The sequence below is a fragment of the Thermoactinomyces daqus genome (assembly GCF_000763315.1).
GTDB classification, from domain to species: domain Bacteria; phylum Bacillota; class Bacilli; order Thermoactinomycetales; family Thermoactinomycetaceae; genus Thermoactinomyces_A; species Thermoactinomyces_A daqus.
This window is the reverse complement of record NZ_JPST01000066.1, coordinates 1-16,948: the sequence shown is the minus strand read 5'-3', so window position 1 is coordinate 16,948 and position 16,948 is coordinate 1. Positions and strand designations below refer to the sequence as shown.

Sequence of the window (16,948 nt, the reverse complement as noted above, 5' to 3'; positions counted from 1 at the left end):
CCATGATACTCGCAACGGTTTATCGGGCGCCGGGGAATGCGCCCGTTTTTCTTTTTGCCTCCACTCCTCAGGGGCTGTCGGCACCATGTATCTCTCTTTTTCCGGCTCGTGGTCGCTGCCCGATAAATAGAAAGGAGTGGAATATCTCCACTCCTCCACATTTCATTTTAACGACAGCATGCGATCCAAAGCTACTTTGGACCATTTTTTCGTTTCTTCATCCACTTCGATTCTGTGAATCGGGCGGCCTTCCAGGATACTTTCCAATGCCCACAGCAAATGCGGACGGTCGATCCGGTTCATCGTCAGGCAGGGGCACATGGTGGTGCTGAGCAATACGATTTTCTGTTCCGGATGCTCCTCCGCCAGGCGGTGAACCAGATTCACTTCGGTTCCGATCGCCCATTTGCTTCCGGGCGGAGCGGCTTCAATCGTTTTAATGATATAGTCCGTTGAACCCGCCTGATCAGCGAGCTGCACCACTTCAAAAGAACATTCGGGATGGACAATCACTTTCATCTCCGGATCCTGTTTGCGGATGCGGTGAATCTGCTCGGGGGTAAATTTTTGATGCACGGAACAATGCCCTTTCCACAAAATCATCCGCGTATCCTGCAAACTCCCTTTGTTCTCTTCGAACTGGCCGCTTTGCGGATTCCATATGACCATTTGCTCCAGCGGAATGCCCATTTTGTAGGCTGTATTTCTTCCAAGATGCTGGTCCGGCAAGAAGAGGATGCGTTTTTTCTGTTTAAAGGCCCACTCCAGAACGAGATGCGCGTTGGACGAAGTGCAGGTCGTTCCCCCGTGCCGTCCGACAAACGCTTTGATCGCCGCGGTGGAGTTCACGTAAGTGACCGGAATGATCGTGTCCCCAAACTCCTCCTGCAACACTTCCCATGCTTCTTCCACTTCTTCAATATCAGCCATGTCCGCCATCGAACAGCCGGCCCTCAAATCGGGCAAAATGACCAATTGCTCATCCTGCGCCAGCGTATCCGCTGTTTCGGCCATAAAATGGACGCCGCAGAAAATAATATACTTGGCCTCTTTCTGCTCTGAGCCAATCCGGGCCAGGCGCAGGGAATCACCGCGAAAATCGGCAAATTTGATCACATCATCCCGCTGATAATGGTGTCCCAGGATCACAAGATCTTTGCCCAGCCGCTCCTTGGCGCTCCGGATTCGCGCATCCAATTCTTCGCTTCCCATCGTACGGTACTGTTCAGGCATTTCCATATCGACATAGCCAAGCAGATCCATCGCCATCAGGCATCCCCCGTTCCTTTTTCAAAGTCCAAACTGATATCGAGTGAGGTGACCGAATGTGTTAACCAGCCGAGCGAAACGGCATCCACACCTGTTTCGGCAATCGCGCGAATCGTCTCCGGTGTGATTCCCCCCGACGCTTCCGTCCACACTTTTCCATCGATCAGCCGTACGGCTTCCCACATGGTCTCCAGATCCATATTATCCAGCAAAATGGCGTCTACATCGTATTTCAAAATCTCTTTAACCTGATCCAGCGTGTCCGCTTCCACTTCGATTTGCACCATATGACCGACATAGTTGCGCGCCTTTTCAATCGCTTTGGCCAGACTGCCCGCCATCGCAATATGATTGTCCTTGATCATCACCCCGTGGCTTAAGCCAAAGCGGTGATTGCTCCCCCCGCCGACGCGGACTGCATACTTCTCCAGCTGGCGCAAACCCGGTGTCGTTTTGCGGGTATCCAGCACTTTGCAATTCAAACCTTCCAGTTTCTTTACCAACCGGCGGGTGATGGTGGCGATGCCGGACATGCGCTGCAACAGATTGAGGGCAACCCGTTCCCCGGTCAAAATGGCACTCGTCGGACCGGAGATTCGCGCAACCGGAGTCCCTTTTTCCACTTCCGCCCCTTCCTCGACCAATGCCGTCCAGGCAATCTGCGGCTCCAGCTCTTCAAACACCATCTTCGCCACGGGCAAGCCCGCAATGACGCCGGGTTGTTTGGCGATAAAGACACAAGAGCTTTGATGCCCGGCAGGAACGAGCGCTTCGGTCGTCAAATCCCCGACTCCCAGGTCTTCGTTCAAAGCTTCACGAATAAATTGCCGTAACGCAACTGTGTTCATCCTTGGTCCCCCTTAAATCACATTGTGCCTTTGCACCCAATCCGGACTTGGATCAGGATAGTCAAAGCGATAGTGACCTCCGCGGCTCTCTTTGCGCCACAATGCTGCTTTCATGATGATTTGTGCAGTTGTTAACATATTTAAACATTCCAGCATACCGGGTCTCACTTGTTTTTTTACTTCATCCAACAGGGAAAGCCCCTGTTTAAGCCCCTCGGACGAGCGAACAATTCCCGCGTGATCCCACATGATCTCCCGGATGCGGTCTTTGATCGTTTCCTCAGTTTGCTTATCACTGCACAAAATTGGAGATACAAATTCTCCGTCAAACGCCGCTCCACTCCGCTCGCTGTAGGATGAAAGCTCCGCCGCCACTCTCTGCGCGAAAACCGCCCCCTCCAAAAGCGAGTTGCTCGCCAGCCGGTTGGCTCCATGCACTCCGGTGCAAGCGACTTCCCCACAGGCAAACAACCGCGGAAGCGAAGTCCGGCCTTGGAGATCGGTACGAATTCCGCCCATGATAAAATGAGCCGCCGGTGTAACCGGGATCAGGTCATGTTCGGGATCGATGCCGCAAAGCACCGCCTGGCGATGGATTTTGGGGAACCTCTCCTTAAATGTCCGTCCCAGCTTCGTCGCATCCAGATAAACGGATCTCCCTGCTTGCATTTCCATATAAATCGCCCGGGAAACCACATCACGCGGCGCCAAGTCTTTCCAAGGGTGAACCCGCTCCATAAATGCTTCACCCTCATCGTTTACCAGAACCGCTCCTTCTCCCCGAACCGCTTCGGAAACAAGAAACATCGGGTTTTGCTCGACTGCCAGCGCGGTCGGGTGAAACTGGATAAACTCCATATCCATCAACTTGACTCCGGCACGGTGAGCCATCGCAAATCCATCGCCCGTCGTGACAAGGTGATTGGTCGTATACCGGTAGATTTGACCGCAGCCACCGGTCGCCAGGACAACCCCTTTTTTTGCAAAATAACCAATCGGTTCCCGATCCGGATCCGCGACGACCACTCCGGCACAAACTCCGTCTTTTACCAGCAAATCGGCTACCATCGTATGCGTTTCAAGAGTGATGTTTGCATGCGCGACGGCCTGCTTCAACAACGCGGATGTGATGCCGGCGCCGGTTGAATCTCCCATCACGTGCAAAATTCGGGAAACGGTATGCGATCCTTCCCGACCGAGGGCAAACTGATCTCCTCTTTTGTCAAAGGGAGTTCCCCAATCCGATAACATCCGGATGGTTTCCGGAGCCATTTTTACCATGCATTCCACCGATTTCGGATCACAAAGTTCCACACCGGTACGCAAGGTGTCCTCGAGATGCAATTCAGGCGAATCGTCTTCCCCGATCGCCGCCGCAATCCCCCCCTGGGCCCGGTAGGAATTGCTGTCGGCTTTCTGCGACTTGGTCAAAACGGCAACTTTTCCCGTTTCAGCCAAAGAAAGCGCTGTCACCAATCCTGCAATACCGCTCCCTACCACCACGTAATCGGTCATTTCTCGGATCATGTTTGTTTATCCTTTCACAAATTCTTAACAAATTGCTCACCTTTATTTTCTCAGGATTGTTCAGAAAGTCAACCACCAAAATTATCTTTTTCATTTTAAATCAGAAGGTAACAGAGAAAAATGTGATTAATCTCACTTGCCTCTCGATTGGTTTTTTGACAGATTGGCAAAGTGAGACCTATCTTTTTCTTTTTTCGCTATAATAATGAAAGAACAATTTCAGGAAGCGGAGTTGGGTGTATGAAAACCATTTATCTCGATTATGGAGCCACCAGTCCGGTCAGGGAGGAAGCGCTTCAAGCCATGCTCCCTTATTTCAGGGAAAAGTACGGCAACTCCGGCAGCATTCACGACTTCGGGCAAGTCAGCCGCGAAGCGATCGAACACGCCCGCCGGCAAGTGGCTGAAGCGATCGATGCCGACTCTCCGCGCGAAATCATTTTTGTCGGCAGCGGCACCGAAGCCAACAATCTCGCCTTGATCGGAGCAGCTCGCAAACACAGAAACAAAGGCAACCACATCATTACTTCTTCCATCGAACATCCGTCTGTGCTGGAAGCCTGCCGTCAACTGGAAAGAGAAGGATTTGAGGTGACATACCTCCCTGTCGACCGGTTCGGGCTTGTCCGCAGCGAAGATGTGAAAAAAGCCCTTACGGATAAAACGATTCTCGTCAGCATCATGGCGGCCAACAACGAGGTCGGAACGATACAGCCGATCGCGGAAATCAGCCGGCTGCTGAAGAGAAGTTCCATTTTGTTTCATACCGACGCCGTGCAATATTTCGGAAAAGTCCCCATGTCCGTGGCCGATCTGGGCGTGGATCTGCTCTCGATCGGCAGTCACAAGATCGGAGGTCCAAAGGGAATCGGCGCTTTGTACATCCGTAAAGGGGTGCGAATCGAACCCCTTTTCCACGGCGGCGGTCAGGAACGGGGATTGCGTCCGAGCACGTTAAATACCCCGGCCATCGTCGGGTTTGGTGCAGCCGCCTATTTGGCCGCACAGGAAGCGGAAGCGGAATCCGCGCGCTTAACCCGATTGCGGGATGCTTGTTGGCAGCGCATCCGTGATGAAATCGGCGAAGTGGTGTTAAACGGTCATCCCACCCGGCGCTTGCCAAACAACCTTAATCTGAGCTTTCACCGCGTGGAGGGGCAGGCCGTGTTGTTGGAGCTTAGTCGCAATAAAATTTATGTTTCCAGCGGTTCGGCTTGCAGTGCGGGAAAACATGCCGCTTCCCATGTACTGATGGCCATGGGCACAGATGAAGAAACAGCTTTTCAAAGCCTGCGAATCACGTTTGGAAAAGAAACGACCGAAGCTGAACTCCAGCGTTTTATCACCTGTTTGAAAAAGGTGATGGATGAACTGCGCTCTCTTTTAATCAATGAATCCTAAAGATGGAGGATCGACTCATTGGGTAAGTTTTTCTCCGTTATACTCAGACTGATCGTCATTTTCGCTGTCGCCTTTGCCGCCTGGATTTTGTTCTTCACCCTGCAACAGATGAACTATACGGAGCCTGACCAGGTATACTTAAGCGGAACACCGATCTCACACGCTTTTGTGTTCGCCTTTTTTTGCCTGGTCGCCCTTTTTATCACCATGTTTATTCAACAACGGAAAAATCCGGGCCGTCTCAAACGGCTGTTCTTCCTTTTTTCGGCCTTTTATCTGCTCTGCAGCCCGTTTGTGGTTCTCTCCTTTGACAACTATCTGCTGGTCACCCGGCGTGGTATCGCCTACAACGAATTTTGGAATATGGAAACCATGAAAGCCAAGCGCTGGCAAGATATCGATCACATCGAGCTGGATTATCGTCCGGAACGTTGGCCGTTCAATCCAGGCCCTTACCGTTTGGTCTACCTCGTTTTCTTTAAGGACGGGCAAACAGTGGATTTGAACAATTATAATTCTCCCCTGTACGACGCCAGGGAGTTTGAGGCGATTCACCGGACAATGATCAAGCAAGGGATTCCGATCGAGATCGCGCGGCAACTGCCCGGCGATACCAATCCGCACTCTTTTCTCTACAAGATCTATAAGATGGAACCATGAGAAACCCCCCTCTCACCGGAAGAATCGAGAGGGGGGTTTTGCATGTTATTTGGCCAGTTCATAAATCGCCTGGGCATAGATGGCCGTCGCTTTTAACAAGTCTTCAACCACAATGTGTTCATCCCGCTGATGTGCCGTTTCTTCCCGTCCCTTGAACAATGGCCCAAAAGCGACTCCGACATCGAGGACGCGCGCATAAGTGCCTCCGCCAATCGCCAACAGTTCTGCTTTTTCTCCGGTTTGCTCCTCATAAACCTTGGACAAGATCCGAATCAGGGAATGATCGGGTTCAACAAAGTGGGCGGGTTTATGGTCGATCTCCGTGATGCGGAAATGATCGTCCGCCAGTTTTTCTTCAATCGCCTCGCAAATTTTTTCTCCCTCACCCGATTTCGGATAGCGGACGTTCAGGCGAATCATCCGTTCACCTTCCGCTTCATAGCTGAAAATGCCGGCATTCACCGTCAAACGGCCTGTAAACTCGTCTTCCATGGCAATCCCCAGTTTTTCTCCGAAGAAGCTATCCACCAGATAGCGATTGATTGTCTCAATGAATTGCCGCCCTGCGGAATCGAGCGGAATTGCAGCCAGGAGCCGGGCCATTTCCAATGCGGCATTCAACCCTTTTTCCGGTTCCGATCCATGATGGGCACGCCCTTTGATCGAGATGGTAACTCCTTCATTTCCTTCTTCGGCATATCCCTGTATTCGATGGGTCAGCAAAAAGTCCTGCACTTTCTCTTTCAGTTCAAACACATCGCCTTCGCCCGCCAGCTTCACTTCTGCCAGGTCAGGAACCACATTGACCCGCTGTCCCGCTTTGAATTGCACCAGTTTCCATTCGCCGTCTTTCGCTTCGCTCTTTTCATTGGTTCCCGCAAAACGAAGATCCAAAAGTCCTTTTTCCGCCGAGATAATCGGAAAGTCAGCATCGGGAGAAAATCCCATTGTCGGCATCTCTTCACGCTCAAAATAATGTGCCATACAACGCCACTGCGATTCTTCATCTCCGCCCAAGATGAGACGAGCGCGTTTGGACAGCGGCAAACCGAGTTCCTTGACGATTTTGAGGGCAAAATAGGCCGCCATCGCAGGTCCCTTATCATCGATGGCTCCCCGTGCATACAATTTTCCGTCACGAATCTCCGGGGCAAAAGGAGGAGAGGTCCATCCGTCACCGGCCGGAACGACATCGACATGAGCGAGCACGCCGATCAGTTCTTCTCCTTCCCCGTATTCGATATGCCCTGCATAGCCATCGACATTTTTGGTTTTAAAACCGTCCCTCTCGCCCAATTTCAGCATATATTCCAGCGCTTCGGCAATTTTCCGGCCAAACGGGGCTCCCAATCCGCTGTCGGCCTCATCTAAAACGCTTTCAATCGCCAGGAACTCTTTCAGTTCTTCCAGCATCTCGTCTTTGCGTTTGAGGACTTCATCGTACCATGCCACCTCTGTCATCAACGACTCCTCCTGCTTTTTCCATATCATATGCCGTTTTTCTCCCCTTCCCTTATGTATCAGCCCAAACCGGAATTCATACTTTAAATTTAAAATAATTGGAGGCATTTGAGCCTTTAGCTTGGAAATTTTTGCTTTATTTTTTCACTGCTTTTACTATATCACGCCTGTCCTGTTTCCGCCAAATCAGCAACGAAAAAATCGTTCCTTCATGCCGTGCCAAAAAGAAAAAACAGACTGTTCGTCATGATGAACAGGCTGTTGCCGCAGCTTAGGGTTCAAGGAATTTCAAGGCCATATACAGTAAGTACGACATCACGGCTGTTCCCGGCAAAGTGAGCACCCAGGCGTAGATAATTTTGCCGGCAACGCTCCAGCGGACACTGCGCAAGCGTTCCGCCGCTCCCACCCCGATGATCGAGCCGGTGATGGTGTGTGTCGTACTGACGGGCACTCCGATTTTCGCCACCGTGGTCAGCAAAAAAGCAGCTCCCGTCTCTGCGGCAAAACCTTGCGGGGTTTCCAGGCGACTCAGACGCGATCCAATCGTATGAATCACTTTACGTCCTCCTGCCGCTGTTCCCACCCCCATGATCAGTGCCGATGCAGCTGTGGCCCACCATGGAACCGTAAATTGCGAGTGCGAACCGAAAGCGAAGAGAGCCATCCCAATCACTCCCATCGCCTTTTGCGCATCAGACGCACCATGGCTGAACGCCATAAAAGCGGAGGAAAGAATCTGCAAATACTTGAAGATCGTTTTCACCCGCGAACGGGGGATATTGCTGAAAAATCCGCGAATCAATTTGATGATGGCAGCACTGACGATCCCGCCCAGAACGGGAGAAATGAGCATCGCAATTAAAATCGTAATAATGCCGTGATATTGCAGGATCGAAGGACCCTTGTAAGCCAGGGCGGCACCGATAATGCTGCCGATCAGGGCGTGGGAAGAGCTGGTCGGCAATCCCATTAAAACCGTAATCACATTCCAGACGATCACGGCGATTAACGCGGAAAGAAGCACAATTAAAGTAACATAATGGATGTTGACAATATCTTCCCCAATCGCTTTGGCCACTTCCGTTGAAAAAAACGCACCCGCCAAATTGAGAACAGATGCCAGCAAAATGGCCATCCACGGCGACAGCGTCCGCGTACCGACCACCGTCGCAATCGCATTGGCGGTATCGTGCCAACCATTGGTAAAGTTAAAAACCAGAGCAAGCGCGATCACAGCCACCAATATCCAAAAAGGATCAAGCATACTTCATGACCACGCTTTCCATGATATCCATCACGTCTTCAAAGGTATCTGTCACGTCCTCCAGTTTTTCGTAGATTTCTTTCATCTTGATTAACTGGATCAAGTCGACCGGCTCCTCAAACAGAGAGCTGATTCCTTCACGCATTAATTTATCCGCTTCATTCTCCAGCATATTGATTTCAATCGAGATCTTGCGAATCCCGGCATAGTCCCTTTTTTCCAAAGCCCTGAAGGCGTCTTGCAGGTACACGGCCGATTTTTCAAAGATCTCCCCAAATTTGCTGAGATACGGGGTGGGATTGTCAACATGCATATAAACGAAACGGGCGGCACACGCTTCGATCCCGTCGATCACATCGTCCAAGGTTTGTGCCAATTTTAAAATATCTTCATGATCGAGCGGAGTCACAAAGGTTTGATTCAACTCTTTGATGAGCAGGTGAGTATACTCATCCCCTTTGCTTTCCAGCTCTTTGATTTGCTCCGCATATCTTTCTTTCTCTTCGAGTGTTTCCACATTCTCACGGAACAATTGCACAGCTTCAATGATATTGGCTGTGGCATCCACCATCATTTGATAAAAAAGGCGATCCTTAGAGCGGTTAAAAAGCACGTGATTTCCTCCCAGTCAACCAAAATTCAACCAAGAATATATTAATCTTTAATATTGTGTACTGAAAACCGGTTCAACACACTTTTTATAAATCCTTTAATCTTGATTAACAAAAACTTTACAATGGTAAATTATGGGGATAAGTTGCCGGTGAGGATCATCCCGATCGCTGCGATTCCCGCACCGGAAATGGTCAAGGCGACCAGCCAGTCCTGGCCTTTGAACAGCTTTCTCTTCCTGGACAGTTGCATGGGGATGTAGAGCACAAATCCCGCCAGATAAAGAGAAGAGACCATCAGCAAATAATCCAGGCCCGCGGCATACAGGAGCCAGCAAGAATAAAGTGCAGCCAGAAATCCGATCAGACCATCCCGCACTTTATCTTTATCATTAAGATAAGTTTCCCCCGTTTTTACCAACTTTAATTGATATAGTGTTGACAGGAGGTAGGGAATTAAAACCGCCACACTGGCCATCGAATAAACCGCCTGATAAGTGGATGCGGAGAAATGAACGATAATGACGAATGCTTCCGTGATCAGGCTTGTCCACCACAGGGAAACGATCGGCGTATTTTTGCGGTTTTCCCGCATAAAGCTGCGGGGAAACATGCCATCCTGCGCAGCCACATAGGGAATCTCAATCGTGAGCAGAATCCAGCTCAACATCGCTCCCGCAATCGAAATGATCAACCCGACATTGATAAGAACAGCCCCCCACGGTCCGACGATCTTAGCGAGAACATAAGCCATGGACGGCTCCGGCAACGCCTGCAGTTGCTCTCTGCTCAAAACCCCCAAGGACAAAATGGAGATCAGCATATAGACCAACAATGTGCCCAATAAACCGAATACGGTCGCCGTGCCGACATCCCGATGCCGTTTGGCCCTTCCGGACAAAACAACGGCTCCTTCAATACCGACAAATGCCCATAAGGTAACCAGCATCGAATCCTTTACCTGTTTCATGATAAGAGTCCAGGAAAACGAACCGTTTCCCCAGAAGTCCGTGAAAAAGATTCCGCGGTGAAAGGCAAAGACCAGGAAGATGATGAAAATGAAAATAGGCATCAATTTTCCAATCGTGGTGATAAAGTTGACAAAAGCCGCCTCTTTCACCCCGCGCATGACCAAAAAATGAAAAGCCCAGACAAAAAGGGTTCCGCCCAGCAGAGAAGGAAGATTGTTTCCCTCTCCAAAGATCGGATAAAAATAATTCAGGGTGCTGAACAAAAGCGGAATAAAGGAAACCAGTCCCAAAATCGAGGCAATCCAATAACCCCACGCGCTGTTAAACCCGATAAACGCTCCGAATCCCGCCCGCGCATAGCTGTAGATTCCCCCGGTCAGTTCGCTTTTGCGCAAGGTCAAATTTTGGAATACCAGGGCCAGCATCACCATTCCCGCCCCCGTAATCAGCCAGGCGATCATCACCGCTCCGCTGTTGGCGGCTGATGCCATATCCTTGGGCAGATTAAAGGCTGCTCCCCCGATCACCGAACCGATGATGGCTGCCATCAGCGCCCATAAACCCAATTGCCTTTGTTGTCCCATTCTTCATTCACTCCATTGATGAGCTTTATATCGATATAAATGCCAATTTTATCGCACACATTTATGTATACTATATTAATTCGTTAATTTAGTAAAGTGATAAAGATTGGAAGCAACATAAAAGGCGCCAAGCTCCTTTTCGGCTTGGCGCCTCCGTTCAGGCGTGAACATTTGCGGCCAGATAGGTTCCTTCAATATGTAAGTATAGGATATTCAAATCGCAAATTCGCCTTGACAACTCATTCATTTCCTCCGTCAGCCGCAAAAATGAAGTTTCGTCGTCCATTTCCTTCAGATCATTGAATTTCTGCATATACTCCCTTTCCAACATCTTGACCCGTTCAGGAATTTGCGAACAAATCTCCTGGCATTTCAATTCAAATTCATCTTGAAGTTCTTTAGACAACGCCTCATATTCCTGATGTAAAAAGGGACGCTTGATCCCCAGCCGCTGGTCGTATCGAAACTCAAACGGCACCGTATCCATCGATGATTCTCCCTTGCCTTTTTGTCACTAGTGCACGTCTGCTTGATTTTGTTTCAGTTTATACAAATCCATTTGTTTTTTCAACAGATCGTTTTGCAACAATTGCTTGGCCTGTTTAATAATCTCGGTTTTATCTCCGCCTTCTTTGCTCCAGTCATCAAGCAGAACGTTCGCCTGATTTTGCCAGTTCTTATCCAGCTCCATAGAGATTTCCTGCTGGCGCCGATCGGAATAATCCTTCAATTGGGATTTGCGTTCATGAATCCAATTATTAATCGTGTCGAAGGTTTCCGTATCGACTTTGCCTGTCTTTTCAACGAAATGGTTCGCCTGATCCAGGCGGTTGTATTCTTGCTCGATCTTGCCGACCAGATTGTCATGAAACTGCTCCAGCCGATTTTCATCCAAACGGTGCTCTTTGATGATCGAATCAAGCGCTCTCATTTGCCATGGAGAATTGGCCATTTTCAAAGAGAGCTTTCGCTCTTGAAAGGCTTGATCCAATTTTTTCGGATCGTCAACCGCTGTATAGTCGCCACCTGTGACATCGGTCACTTGCTTCAGTTTGGTTTCCGTTTTCGGATCGACATCGATGCCGATGACATGAACATTGGCCAGCGCGTTGGAGAGGTGGAGATTCTCAGCCGCCTTAACCGGATCACCGCCACAGTTTTCATAGCCGTCGCTGACGATGATCAACTGATTTTCCGCTTGCGTCGGAGCCCCCGGCATCATGTCCTGCTTGCTGGTTAGAATCGCGAGGGCCATGGGAGTATAGCCGGTCGGTTTGATCTTGTCCAGCACTTCCTTCCATTTGGACTGATCCGGCACGGCACCCGAAACCAATTTGGCGGTGCTTTGGCAAGAAAGCGGTTTGTCCTTTTCCTCGGCACTTCCCTGATTGCCGTAAACCCTCAACTGAAAAGCCGTCTTATCCTTGGGCAGGGAGTCGGCAAATTTTTGGATCGCCTCTTTGGCATAATCCATCTTCGTCTTTCCATTTATTTCCCCGTCCATGCTCTTGCTTGTATCCAAAAGGACGACAAAATTTATTTTTTTCGGAGCAGTGGGTTTTGCCGGCAACGTGCTGGCTGAAGCAGATGAATTCGCACCGGATTTTTGCGTTGTGTCTGCCTTCCATCGGTTAGCGACCTGCTGCCATGCATTCACTTTATCTTCATAGCTGGTTTTACCCAATTCATCAAAAAACTGAACATCATTTTTATAATTTTCGCCAACCAACCCTAACAGATAAGCATACGCTTTGTCATCCGACAATCCTTTCGGCATCTGCTTCAACGCCTTGATCACCCTTGATTGGTTGTACTTGTCGCCGGCGTATTCTCCTTCTCCCCGGTCTGCAAGGATATCCGGCAAGTCCGTATGTGGAGCCGGGCTTCGCGGAAGATCATCTTGTTCGATTTCCTTTTCCTCCTGGGTTGATTGATTGTCTTTGATCGCCAGTTGATCCAAATGATTTAGTTGGTCCGGCTTATCAATTTGGCTTCCTGCCGTCTGTTTGATTTGCTGGAGCACCGGAGAGCAACCACTCAGAGAAAAGGCAGCGACAAGCATCCCGAATAGCAGAAAACAAAACTTTCTTTTTTGCATAAGCCCTCCTTCTGAGTCGGCTTTTTGGTTGAAGGGATGTCCCTTCACCTTCTGGTGTACCAGTTTGATTTTAGCTTACTTGAACTGTACTCATTTGACAACATCCGGCCGGCGGAGCGATTGACAATCTTGCGGCATTTTTCATTTCCCATCCACGTTTTTCACTTGCACCGCTGTTAAGGAAACTTCCTCCCGAGCGCTACGACAGCCGATGGCTCGCTCCCCTTCAAACATGGACGGGGATGATGTAAATCCAGTTTATTCAATGTTTCCGGCAAAATGAACCGTTCACCAAGATCGTTCTCCTTCAGGGGCAAATGCAGGCGCTACGATTGTGCCATTTGGTTCCATTGATTCCTTTGTTTGTTGAAATAAAAGGATTTCGGTATAATAACGGTTAGGGACAAGTTGCCCTGACAGAGGAGAGCTGTTAAGAATTTTTCACATAGGACGGATCGTTATGAGCAAAAACAACCAATTGCGTGTCGTAGTCGGCATGTCCGGTGGTGTCGATTCATCGGTCACCGCTCTGCTTTTAAAAGAACAAGGCTATGATGTGATCGGCCTGTTTATGAAAAACTGGGACGACACGGATGAATTCGGACACTGCACGGCAACGGAAGACTTTGAAGATGTGCGGCGTGTCTGTGCGCACATCGGCATTCCCTATTACTCGGTTAATTTCGAAAAAGAGTATGAGCAAAAAGTCTTTCAGTATTTTTTGGATGAATACCGCAAAGGCCGCACGCCGAACCCCGATGTGATGTGCAACCGCGAAATCAAATTCGGGGAGTTTTTAAATAAAGCCAAACAACTGGGTGCTGATTATATCGCCACGGGCCATTATGCTCAAATCATTGAACGGGACGGTCAAAAATATCTTGCCCGCGGTGCTGATCCAAACAAAGACCAAACCTATTTTCTTTATGCTGTGCACAAACCCCAGCTGATGCAGGCCATGTTTCCCATCGGACACATGCAAAAGAAGGAAGTGCGGAAACTGGCTGAGGAAGCGGGTTTGCCTACTGCCAAAAAGAAAGACAGCACAGGCATTTGCTTTATCGGCGAACGGAATTTCCGTGAGTTTTTAAGCCAGTATCTCCCTGCACAGCCAGGTGAAATTCGGACACTGGACGGGGAATATAAAGGAACTCATGATGGTTTGATGTATTACACGCTCGGGCAGCGCCAAGGTTTGGGCATTGGCGGCAGCGGAACCGGTGAACCCTGGTTTGTCGTAAAAAAAGATTTGTCCACCAATACCTTATATGTTGCCCAGGGGCATGATCATGAAGCTCTTTATTCGAGCGGACTGATTGCAACGGATATCAACTGGCTGGGCGATGGAACCCCGCAAAGTCCGTTTGAATGCACGGCCAAATTTCGCTATCGCCAACAAGATCAGCCCGTTCTCGTCACCCCGCAAGCGGACGGCACATTTCGCGTCGAGTACAAAGAGCGGCAACGTGCAGTAACTCCCGGTCAGTCCGTGGTCTTTTATCAGGATGAAATCTGCCTTGGCGGAGGAATTATCGATCAGACCTTTTAAATAGAACTTGGAAAAGGGCTCTTTCAGTAAAAAACTCGAAAGAGCTCCTTTTAAATTTCATCCTCGCTCTGTGGAAAAAGTTTCTTTGGATACACCGGAATCATGGAAGGAATTTCCGCGTAAGGTTGCGAATTTATTCTATTACCATCGACATAATCTTTTCTTTATTCCCTCTATTTTTAAATCCGTCGAAACCGCGAGGCAGGGAGGTTTCCTCAATGAAAGGTAAACAGAATACTCCGGTTCGCAAGCCGGACGATTTGTCTCCCGAAGACTTCAGCTTACAGATCAGACGAAAAGCGATTGGGTTTATCAGTGCCGGCGTTGCATGCTCGATCATGTCATTCGGCGCCTACTGTCTCACTTCCACCGCTGCGGTCAGAAATCAAACCGATGCTGCACCAGTCATCCAGAATCCTGAACCCAAAACAGAAGTGATCCAAACAGCCACGGATCACAAGACTGAAAGCCCGTCACCCCGTCAAATCGCTTCCCGAAGCAATCCACAAACGGAAAAAAGCACATCACTCCCCGCAAATGAAACCGATTCGGCAACGAACCAGGAACGGATCAGCACGCATGTGCCCCATTTGAAGGAGAAAAGCCCATCCACCCATTCGACTTCCCAGCTTTCTCCTGTCGTGGCTCTCAATGATTCAACAAAAGATTCCACAAAAGAAAAAGAGGAACCCGTCTATGAAAGTGATAAGAAGGCAGCAGAGAAACAGCCCAAGCCGATCGATTATTTCGATTTTGATCAACCCGGTCTGATCCAGGAACTGGAGAAAAACGTTAAATGGGCCCAGCCAAAATCAGATTATGCGACCAAATAAAAATAAAAAGGATCGATCAAAACGACCGATCCTTTTTTTGGCGTGCCCTGGAAGATTCGAACTCCCGACCTTCTGATCCGTAGTCAGACGCTCTGTCCAGCTGAGCTAAGGGCACATATTGGTGCGGACGAAGGGACTCGAACCCCCACAGCCTTGCGGCCACAAGAACCTGAATCTTGCGCGTCTGCCAATTCCGCCACGTCCGCACGATTATCAATTTTTCATGGAGGCGGCACCCGGATTCGAACCGGGGGTAAAGGTTTTGCAGACCTCTGCCTTACCACTTGGCTATGCCGCCATATGAATCGATTCATCAGCAATACGATCATACTGGCAGGGGCGGTAGGAATCGAACCCACACTGGAGGTTTTGGAGACCTCTGTTCTGCCATTAAACTACGCCCCTTCAATGGTGCTGGTGAGAGGACTTGAACCCCCAACCTACTGATTACAAGTCAGTTGCTCTACCAATTGAGCTACACCAGCGAAAGTGGTGGCTCGGGACGGAATCGAACCGCCGACACGAGGATTTTCAGTCCTCTGCTCTACCGACTGAGCTACCGAGCCTTATTCAGTCCTCTTTCCTCGATCATCATTTGTTAAGTGGCGGAGAGAGAGGGATTCGAACCCTCGAGACGGGTTTTGCCCGCCTACACGATTTCCAATCGTGCTCCTTCGGCCAACTCGGACATCTCTCCATGTTACTTAGCAAATCATTTGTCTCAATCGAGGCATTTTTTACTTCGTATCGCATCGACAAATATTATATTACACAGGTTCAATTATAATGTCAACAGGAATTTTGATTTAAATTTATTCTGAAATTTTGTTGCCCATGTTTGTATTTTTACGTTTTTTGGAGCGTCATTCTTTCTTTCTGTAAAAGTGTATTGCAGGTACGGGTTGCGTTGTCCCTGCAATCTTCCCGTATTTCCAAATCCCTGTCTGCGACGGATCATTCCCCGCCCCGCTTTTGACAGCTTTCATGCCCTTGTTGTCATTGCCAAAACGCGGGAGGTTTGTCTTTGCTTCTTTTCCCGTAGCAAGAACGGTGAAAGGAAAAGTTTTGCTAACCCTTGCCAAAACTTCTTCCAAACCAATTTTGCCTTATGTTCCAACATGGCGTCAAACTCAGCCCATCGGCATCCGTGATGGATTTTTCCGGCTTATGTTTCCTTACCATGTGCTTGACTTGAGAGCCTTCCAAATTGTTCCGCCGAGAGCACCACTGGATATCCTGGTGCAGATTCTTTGATCTTCGCGGATCCATTTGGTGAACGTGCAACGGTGCAACTAACTGAAGGGGCACATTTGGAGGAATCAATACACAATCCATCCTTCTCCTGCTCTTTTGCATACCATTAACATCTCTTCCATCTGATCTCCCTCACAGAGGAAAACAGCGCTCTTCATCGATATTTGAGAAGAACAGCAGAATCCTTGCAGTCGATCATAACATCCGGATTGCTTTGAACCGTTTCCCATGTATCATCTGTTCCAATTTCACCACGATCCCAGAGAGTTCAAAAAAAGAGTGCAAGACCAGCTCATCCCCTCATCTGACGCCCACTCCCATCTAGCTGGAAGAACTGAAAAAGTTCCTGGCGATTGAAAGCGTTTTGGATGACGCCGACAGCGGATTGGGAGCCCCGTTTGGCCGGAAAATTGCCGAAGCGCTGGAATATATTCTCAAATTGGGCGAGAGGGACGGTTTTAAAACCAAAAATGTCGATGGCTATGCAGGGCATATCGAATACGGCATAGCATATCGAATACGGCATAACTGAAGTCAGAGGTTGGTTTTCTCGATCGTTTCTTGACCCACTGGCTTTTACAGATACAAAAAAACCACCTCCAACGAGGTGGCTTG

The 16,948-nt window shown here is 49.2% G+C and carries 14 protein-coding genes and 7 tRNA genes; 4 read left to right on the top strand and 17 right to left on the bottom strand.

All coding sequences use genetic code 11. The features are described from left to right. Nucleotides 1-162: 162 nt before the first annotated feature. Genes nadA through JG50_RS0117425 form a run of 3 tightly spaced genes read right to left on the bottom strand, consistent with a single transcriptional unit; the run spans nt 163 to nt 3,644 of the window. Nucleotides 163-1,269 carry a quinolinate synthase NadA gene (gene nadA, locus JG50_RS0117435; protein ID WP_374057992.1) on the bottom strand — a complete coding sequence of 369 codons (1,107 nt, stop codon included), beginning with the start codon at nt 1,267-1,269 and terminating at the stop codon, nt 163-165. Continuing rightward, complete coding sequence (gene nadC, locus JG50_RS0117430) at nt 1,269-2,117, bottom strand: carboxylating nicotinate-nucleotide diphosphorylase (protein ID WP_033102388.1); 849 nt, start codon at nt 2,115-2,117, stop codon at nt 1,269-1,271. The genes nadA and nadC overlap by 1 nt, the downstream gene beginning before the upstream one ends. 12 nt (nt 2,118-2,129) lie before the next feature. After that, nucleotides 2,130-3,644 (bottom strand): L-aspartate oxidase, encoded by a 1,515-nt coding sequence (locus tag JG50_RS0117425; protein WP_033102387.1) that lies wholly within the window; start codon nt 3,642-3,644, stop codon nt 2,130-2,132. Between the two features lie 240 nt (nt 3,645-3,884). Between JG50_RS0117425 and JG50_RS0117420 the strand changes: the two genes are divergently transcribed. Both JG50_RS0117420 and JG50_RS0117415 read left to right on the top strand, forming a co-directional pair. Further along, nucleotides 3,885-5,045, top strand: a complete 1,161-nt coding sequence (locus JG50_RS0117420; RefSeq protein WP_033102386.1) for a cysteine desulfurase family protein — start codon at nt 3,885-3,887, stop codon at nt 5,043-5,045. A gap of 18 nt (nt 5,046-5,063) precedes the next feature. Continuing rightward, entirely contained in the window at nt 5,064-5,705 is a 642-nt protein-coding gene (locus JG50_RS0117415; protein ID WP_033102385.1) for an Asp23/Gls24 family envelope stress response protein, read from the top strand. A 45-nt stretch (nt 5,706-5,750) separates the two neighbouring features. On the opposite strand, the gene pepV is transcribed toward JG50_RS0117415, so the two are convergent. The 6 genes from pepV to JG50_RS19130 all read right to left on the bottom strand — a co-directional run bounded on the left by pepV (nt 5,751) and on the right by JG50_RS19130 (nt 12,697). After that, nucleotides 5,751-7,166 carry a dipeptidase PepV gene (pepV, locus tag JG50_RS0117410; RefSeq protein WP_033102384.1) on the bottom strand — a complete coding sequence of 472 codons (1,416 nt, stop codon included), beginning with the start codon at nt 7,164-7,166 and terminating at the stop codon, nt 5,751-5,753. Nucleotides 7,167-7,437: 271 nt separating this feature from the next. Further along, nucleotides 7,438-8,433 (bottom strand): inorganic phosphate transporter, encoded by a 996-nt coding sequence (locus JG50_RS0117405; RefSeq protein ID WP_033102383.1) that lies wholly within the window; start codon nt 8,431-8,433, stop codon nt 7,438-7,440. Beyond that, nucleotides 8,426-9,046: a DUF47 domain-containing protein gene (locus JG50_RS0117400; RefSeq protein WP_033102382.1), complete on the bottom strand. Its 621-nt coding sequence runs from the start codon at nt 9,044-9,046 to the stop codon at nt 8,426-8,428. The genes JG50_RS0117405 and JG50_RS0117400 overlap by 8 nt, the downstream gene beginning before the upstream one ends. A gap of 131 nt (nt 9,047-9,177) precedes the next feature. Then, entirely contained in the window at nt 9,178-10,599 is a 1,422-nt protein-coding gene (locus JG50_RS0117395; RefSeq protein WP_033102381.1) for a basic amino acid/polyamine antiporter, read from the bottom strand. Between the two features lie 157 nt (nt 10,600-10,756). After that, on the bottom strand, nt 10,757-11,086 hold the full coding sequence (locus JG50_RS0117390; protein WP_033102380.1) for a hypothetical protein: 330 nt from the start codon (nt 11,084-11,086) through the stop codon (nt 10,757-10,759). A 27-nt stretch (nt 11,087-11,113) separates the two neighbouring features. Beyond that, on the bottom strand, nt 11,114-12,697 hold the full coding sequence (locus tag JG50_RS19130; protein WP_052154460.1) for a VWA domain-containing protein: 1,584 nt from the start codon (nt 12,695-12,697) through the stop codon (nt 11,114-11,116). A 460-nt stretch (nt 12,698-13,157) separates the two neighbouring features. Between JG50_RS19130 and mnmA the strand changes: the two genes are divergently transcribed. Continuing rightward, nucleotides 13,158-14,246 carry a tRNA 2-thiouridine(34) synthase MnmA gene (mnmA, locus tag JG50_RS0117380; protein WP_033102379.1) on the top strand — a complete coding sequence of 363 codons (1,089 nt, stop codon included), beginning with the start codon at nt 13,158-13,160 and terminating at the stop codon, nt 14,244-14,246. A gap of 218 nt (nt 14,247-14,464) precedes the next feature. Beyond that, a complete protein-coding gene (locus JG50_RS0117370; protein ID WP_033102377.1) occupies nt 14,465-15,079 on the top strand; it encodes a hypothetical protein in 615 nt (204 codons plus the stop codon). A 38-nt stretch (nt 15,080-15,117) separates the two neighbouring features. On the opposite strand, the gene JG50_RS0117365 is transcribed toward JG50_RS0117370, so the two are convergent. From JG50_RS0117365 to JG50_RS20810, 8 genes are all read right to left on the bottom strand, one after another. Continuing rightward, nucleotides 15,118-15,194, bottom strand: a tRNA-Arg gene (locus JG50_RS0117365). 4 nt (nt 15,195-15,198) lie between these two features. Continuing rightward, a tRNA-Leu gene (locus JG50_RS0117360) sits at nt 15,199-15,285 on the bottom strand. A gap of 18 nt (nt 15,286-15,303) precedes the next feature. Beyond that, nucleotides 15,304-15,377 (bottom strand) — tRNA-Cys (locus JG50_RS0117355). Nucleotides 15,378-15,410: 33 nt separating this feature from the next. Beyond that, nucleotides 15,411-15,484 (bottom strand) — tRNA-Trp (locus JG50_RS0117350). A 4-nt stretch (nt 15,485-15,488) separates the two neighbouring features. Continuing rightward, nucleotides 15,489-15,564 (bottom strand) — tRNA-Thr (locus JG50_RS0117345). A 5-nt stretch (nt 15,565-15,569) separates the two neighbouring features. Continuing rightward, a tRNA-Phe gene (locus JG50_RS0117340) sits at nt 15,570-15,645 on the bottom strand. A gap of 37 nt (nt 15,646-15,682) precedes the next feature. Next, a tRNA-Ser gene (locus tag JG50_RS0117335) sits at nt 15,683-15,776 on the bottom strand. Between the two features lie 849 nt (nt 15,777-16,625). Then, a partial coding sequence (locus tag JG50_RS20810; protein WP_033102375.1) for a hypothetical protein occupies nt 16,626-16,948 on the bottom strand: 323 nt, incomplete at its 5' end.

Excerpts from the sequence above, each read along its gene's own strand:
- JG50_RS0117425 (WP_033102387.1), bottom strand. The coding sequence starts at position 3,644 with ATGATCCGAGAAATGACCGATTACGTGGTGGTAGGGAGCGGTATTGCA.
- nadA (WP_374057992.1), bottom strand. The coding sequence starts at position 1,269 with ATGGCGATGGATCTGCTTGGCTATGTCGATATGGAAATGCCTGAACAG.
- JG50_RS0117395 (WP_033102381.1), bottom strand. The coding sequence starts at position 10,599 with ATGGGACAACAAAGGCAATTGGGTTTATGGGCGCTGATGGCAGCCATC.
- JG50_RS0117405 (WP_033102383.1), bottom strand. The coding sequence starts at position 8,433 with ATGCTTGATCCTTTTTGGATATTGGTGGCTGTGATCGCGCTTGCTCTG.
- pepV (WP_033102384.1), bottom strand. The coding sequence starts at position 7,166 with ATGACAGAGGTGGCATGGTACGATGAAGTCCTCAAACGCAAAGACGAG.
- JG50_RS19130 (WP_052154460.1), bottom strand. The coding sequence starts at position 12,697 with ATGCAAAAAAGAAAGTTTTGTTTTCTGCTATTCGGGATGCTTGTCGCT.
- JG50_RS0117370 (WP_033102377.1), top strand. The coding sequence starts at position 14,465 with ATGAAAGGTAAACAGAATACTCCGGTTCGCAAGCCGGACGATTTGTCT.
- JG50_RS0117420 (WP_033102386.1), top strand. The coding sequence starts at position 3,885 with ATGAAAACCATTTATCTCGATTATGGAGCCACCAGTCCGGTCAGGGAG.
- nadC (WP_033102388.1), bottom strand. The coding sequence starts at position 2,117 with ATGAACACAGTTGCGTTACGGCAATTTATTCGTGAAGCTTTGAACGAA.
- JG50_RS0117390 (WP_033102380.1), bottom strand. The coding sequence starts at position 11,086 with ATGGATACGGTGCCGTTTGAGTTTCGATACGACCAGCGGCTGGGGATC.
- mnmA (WP_033102379.1), top strand. The coding sequence starts at position 13,158 with ATGAGCAAAAACAACCAATTGCGTGTCGTAGTCGGCATGTCCGGTGGT.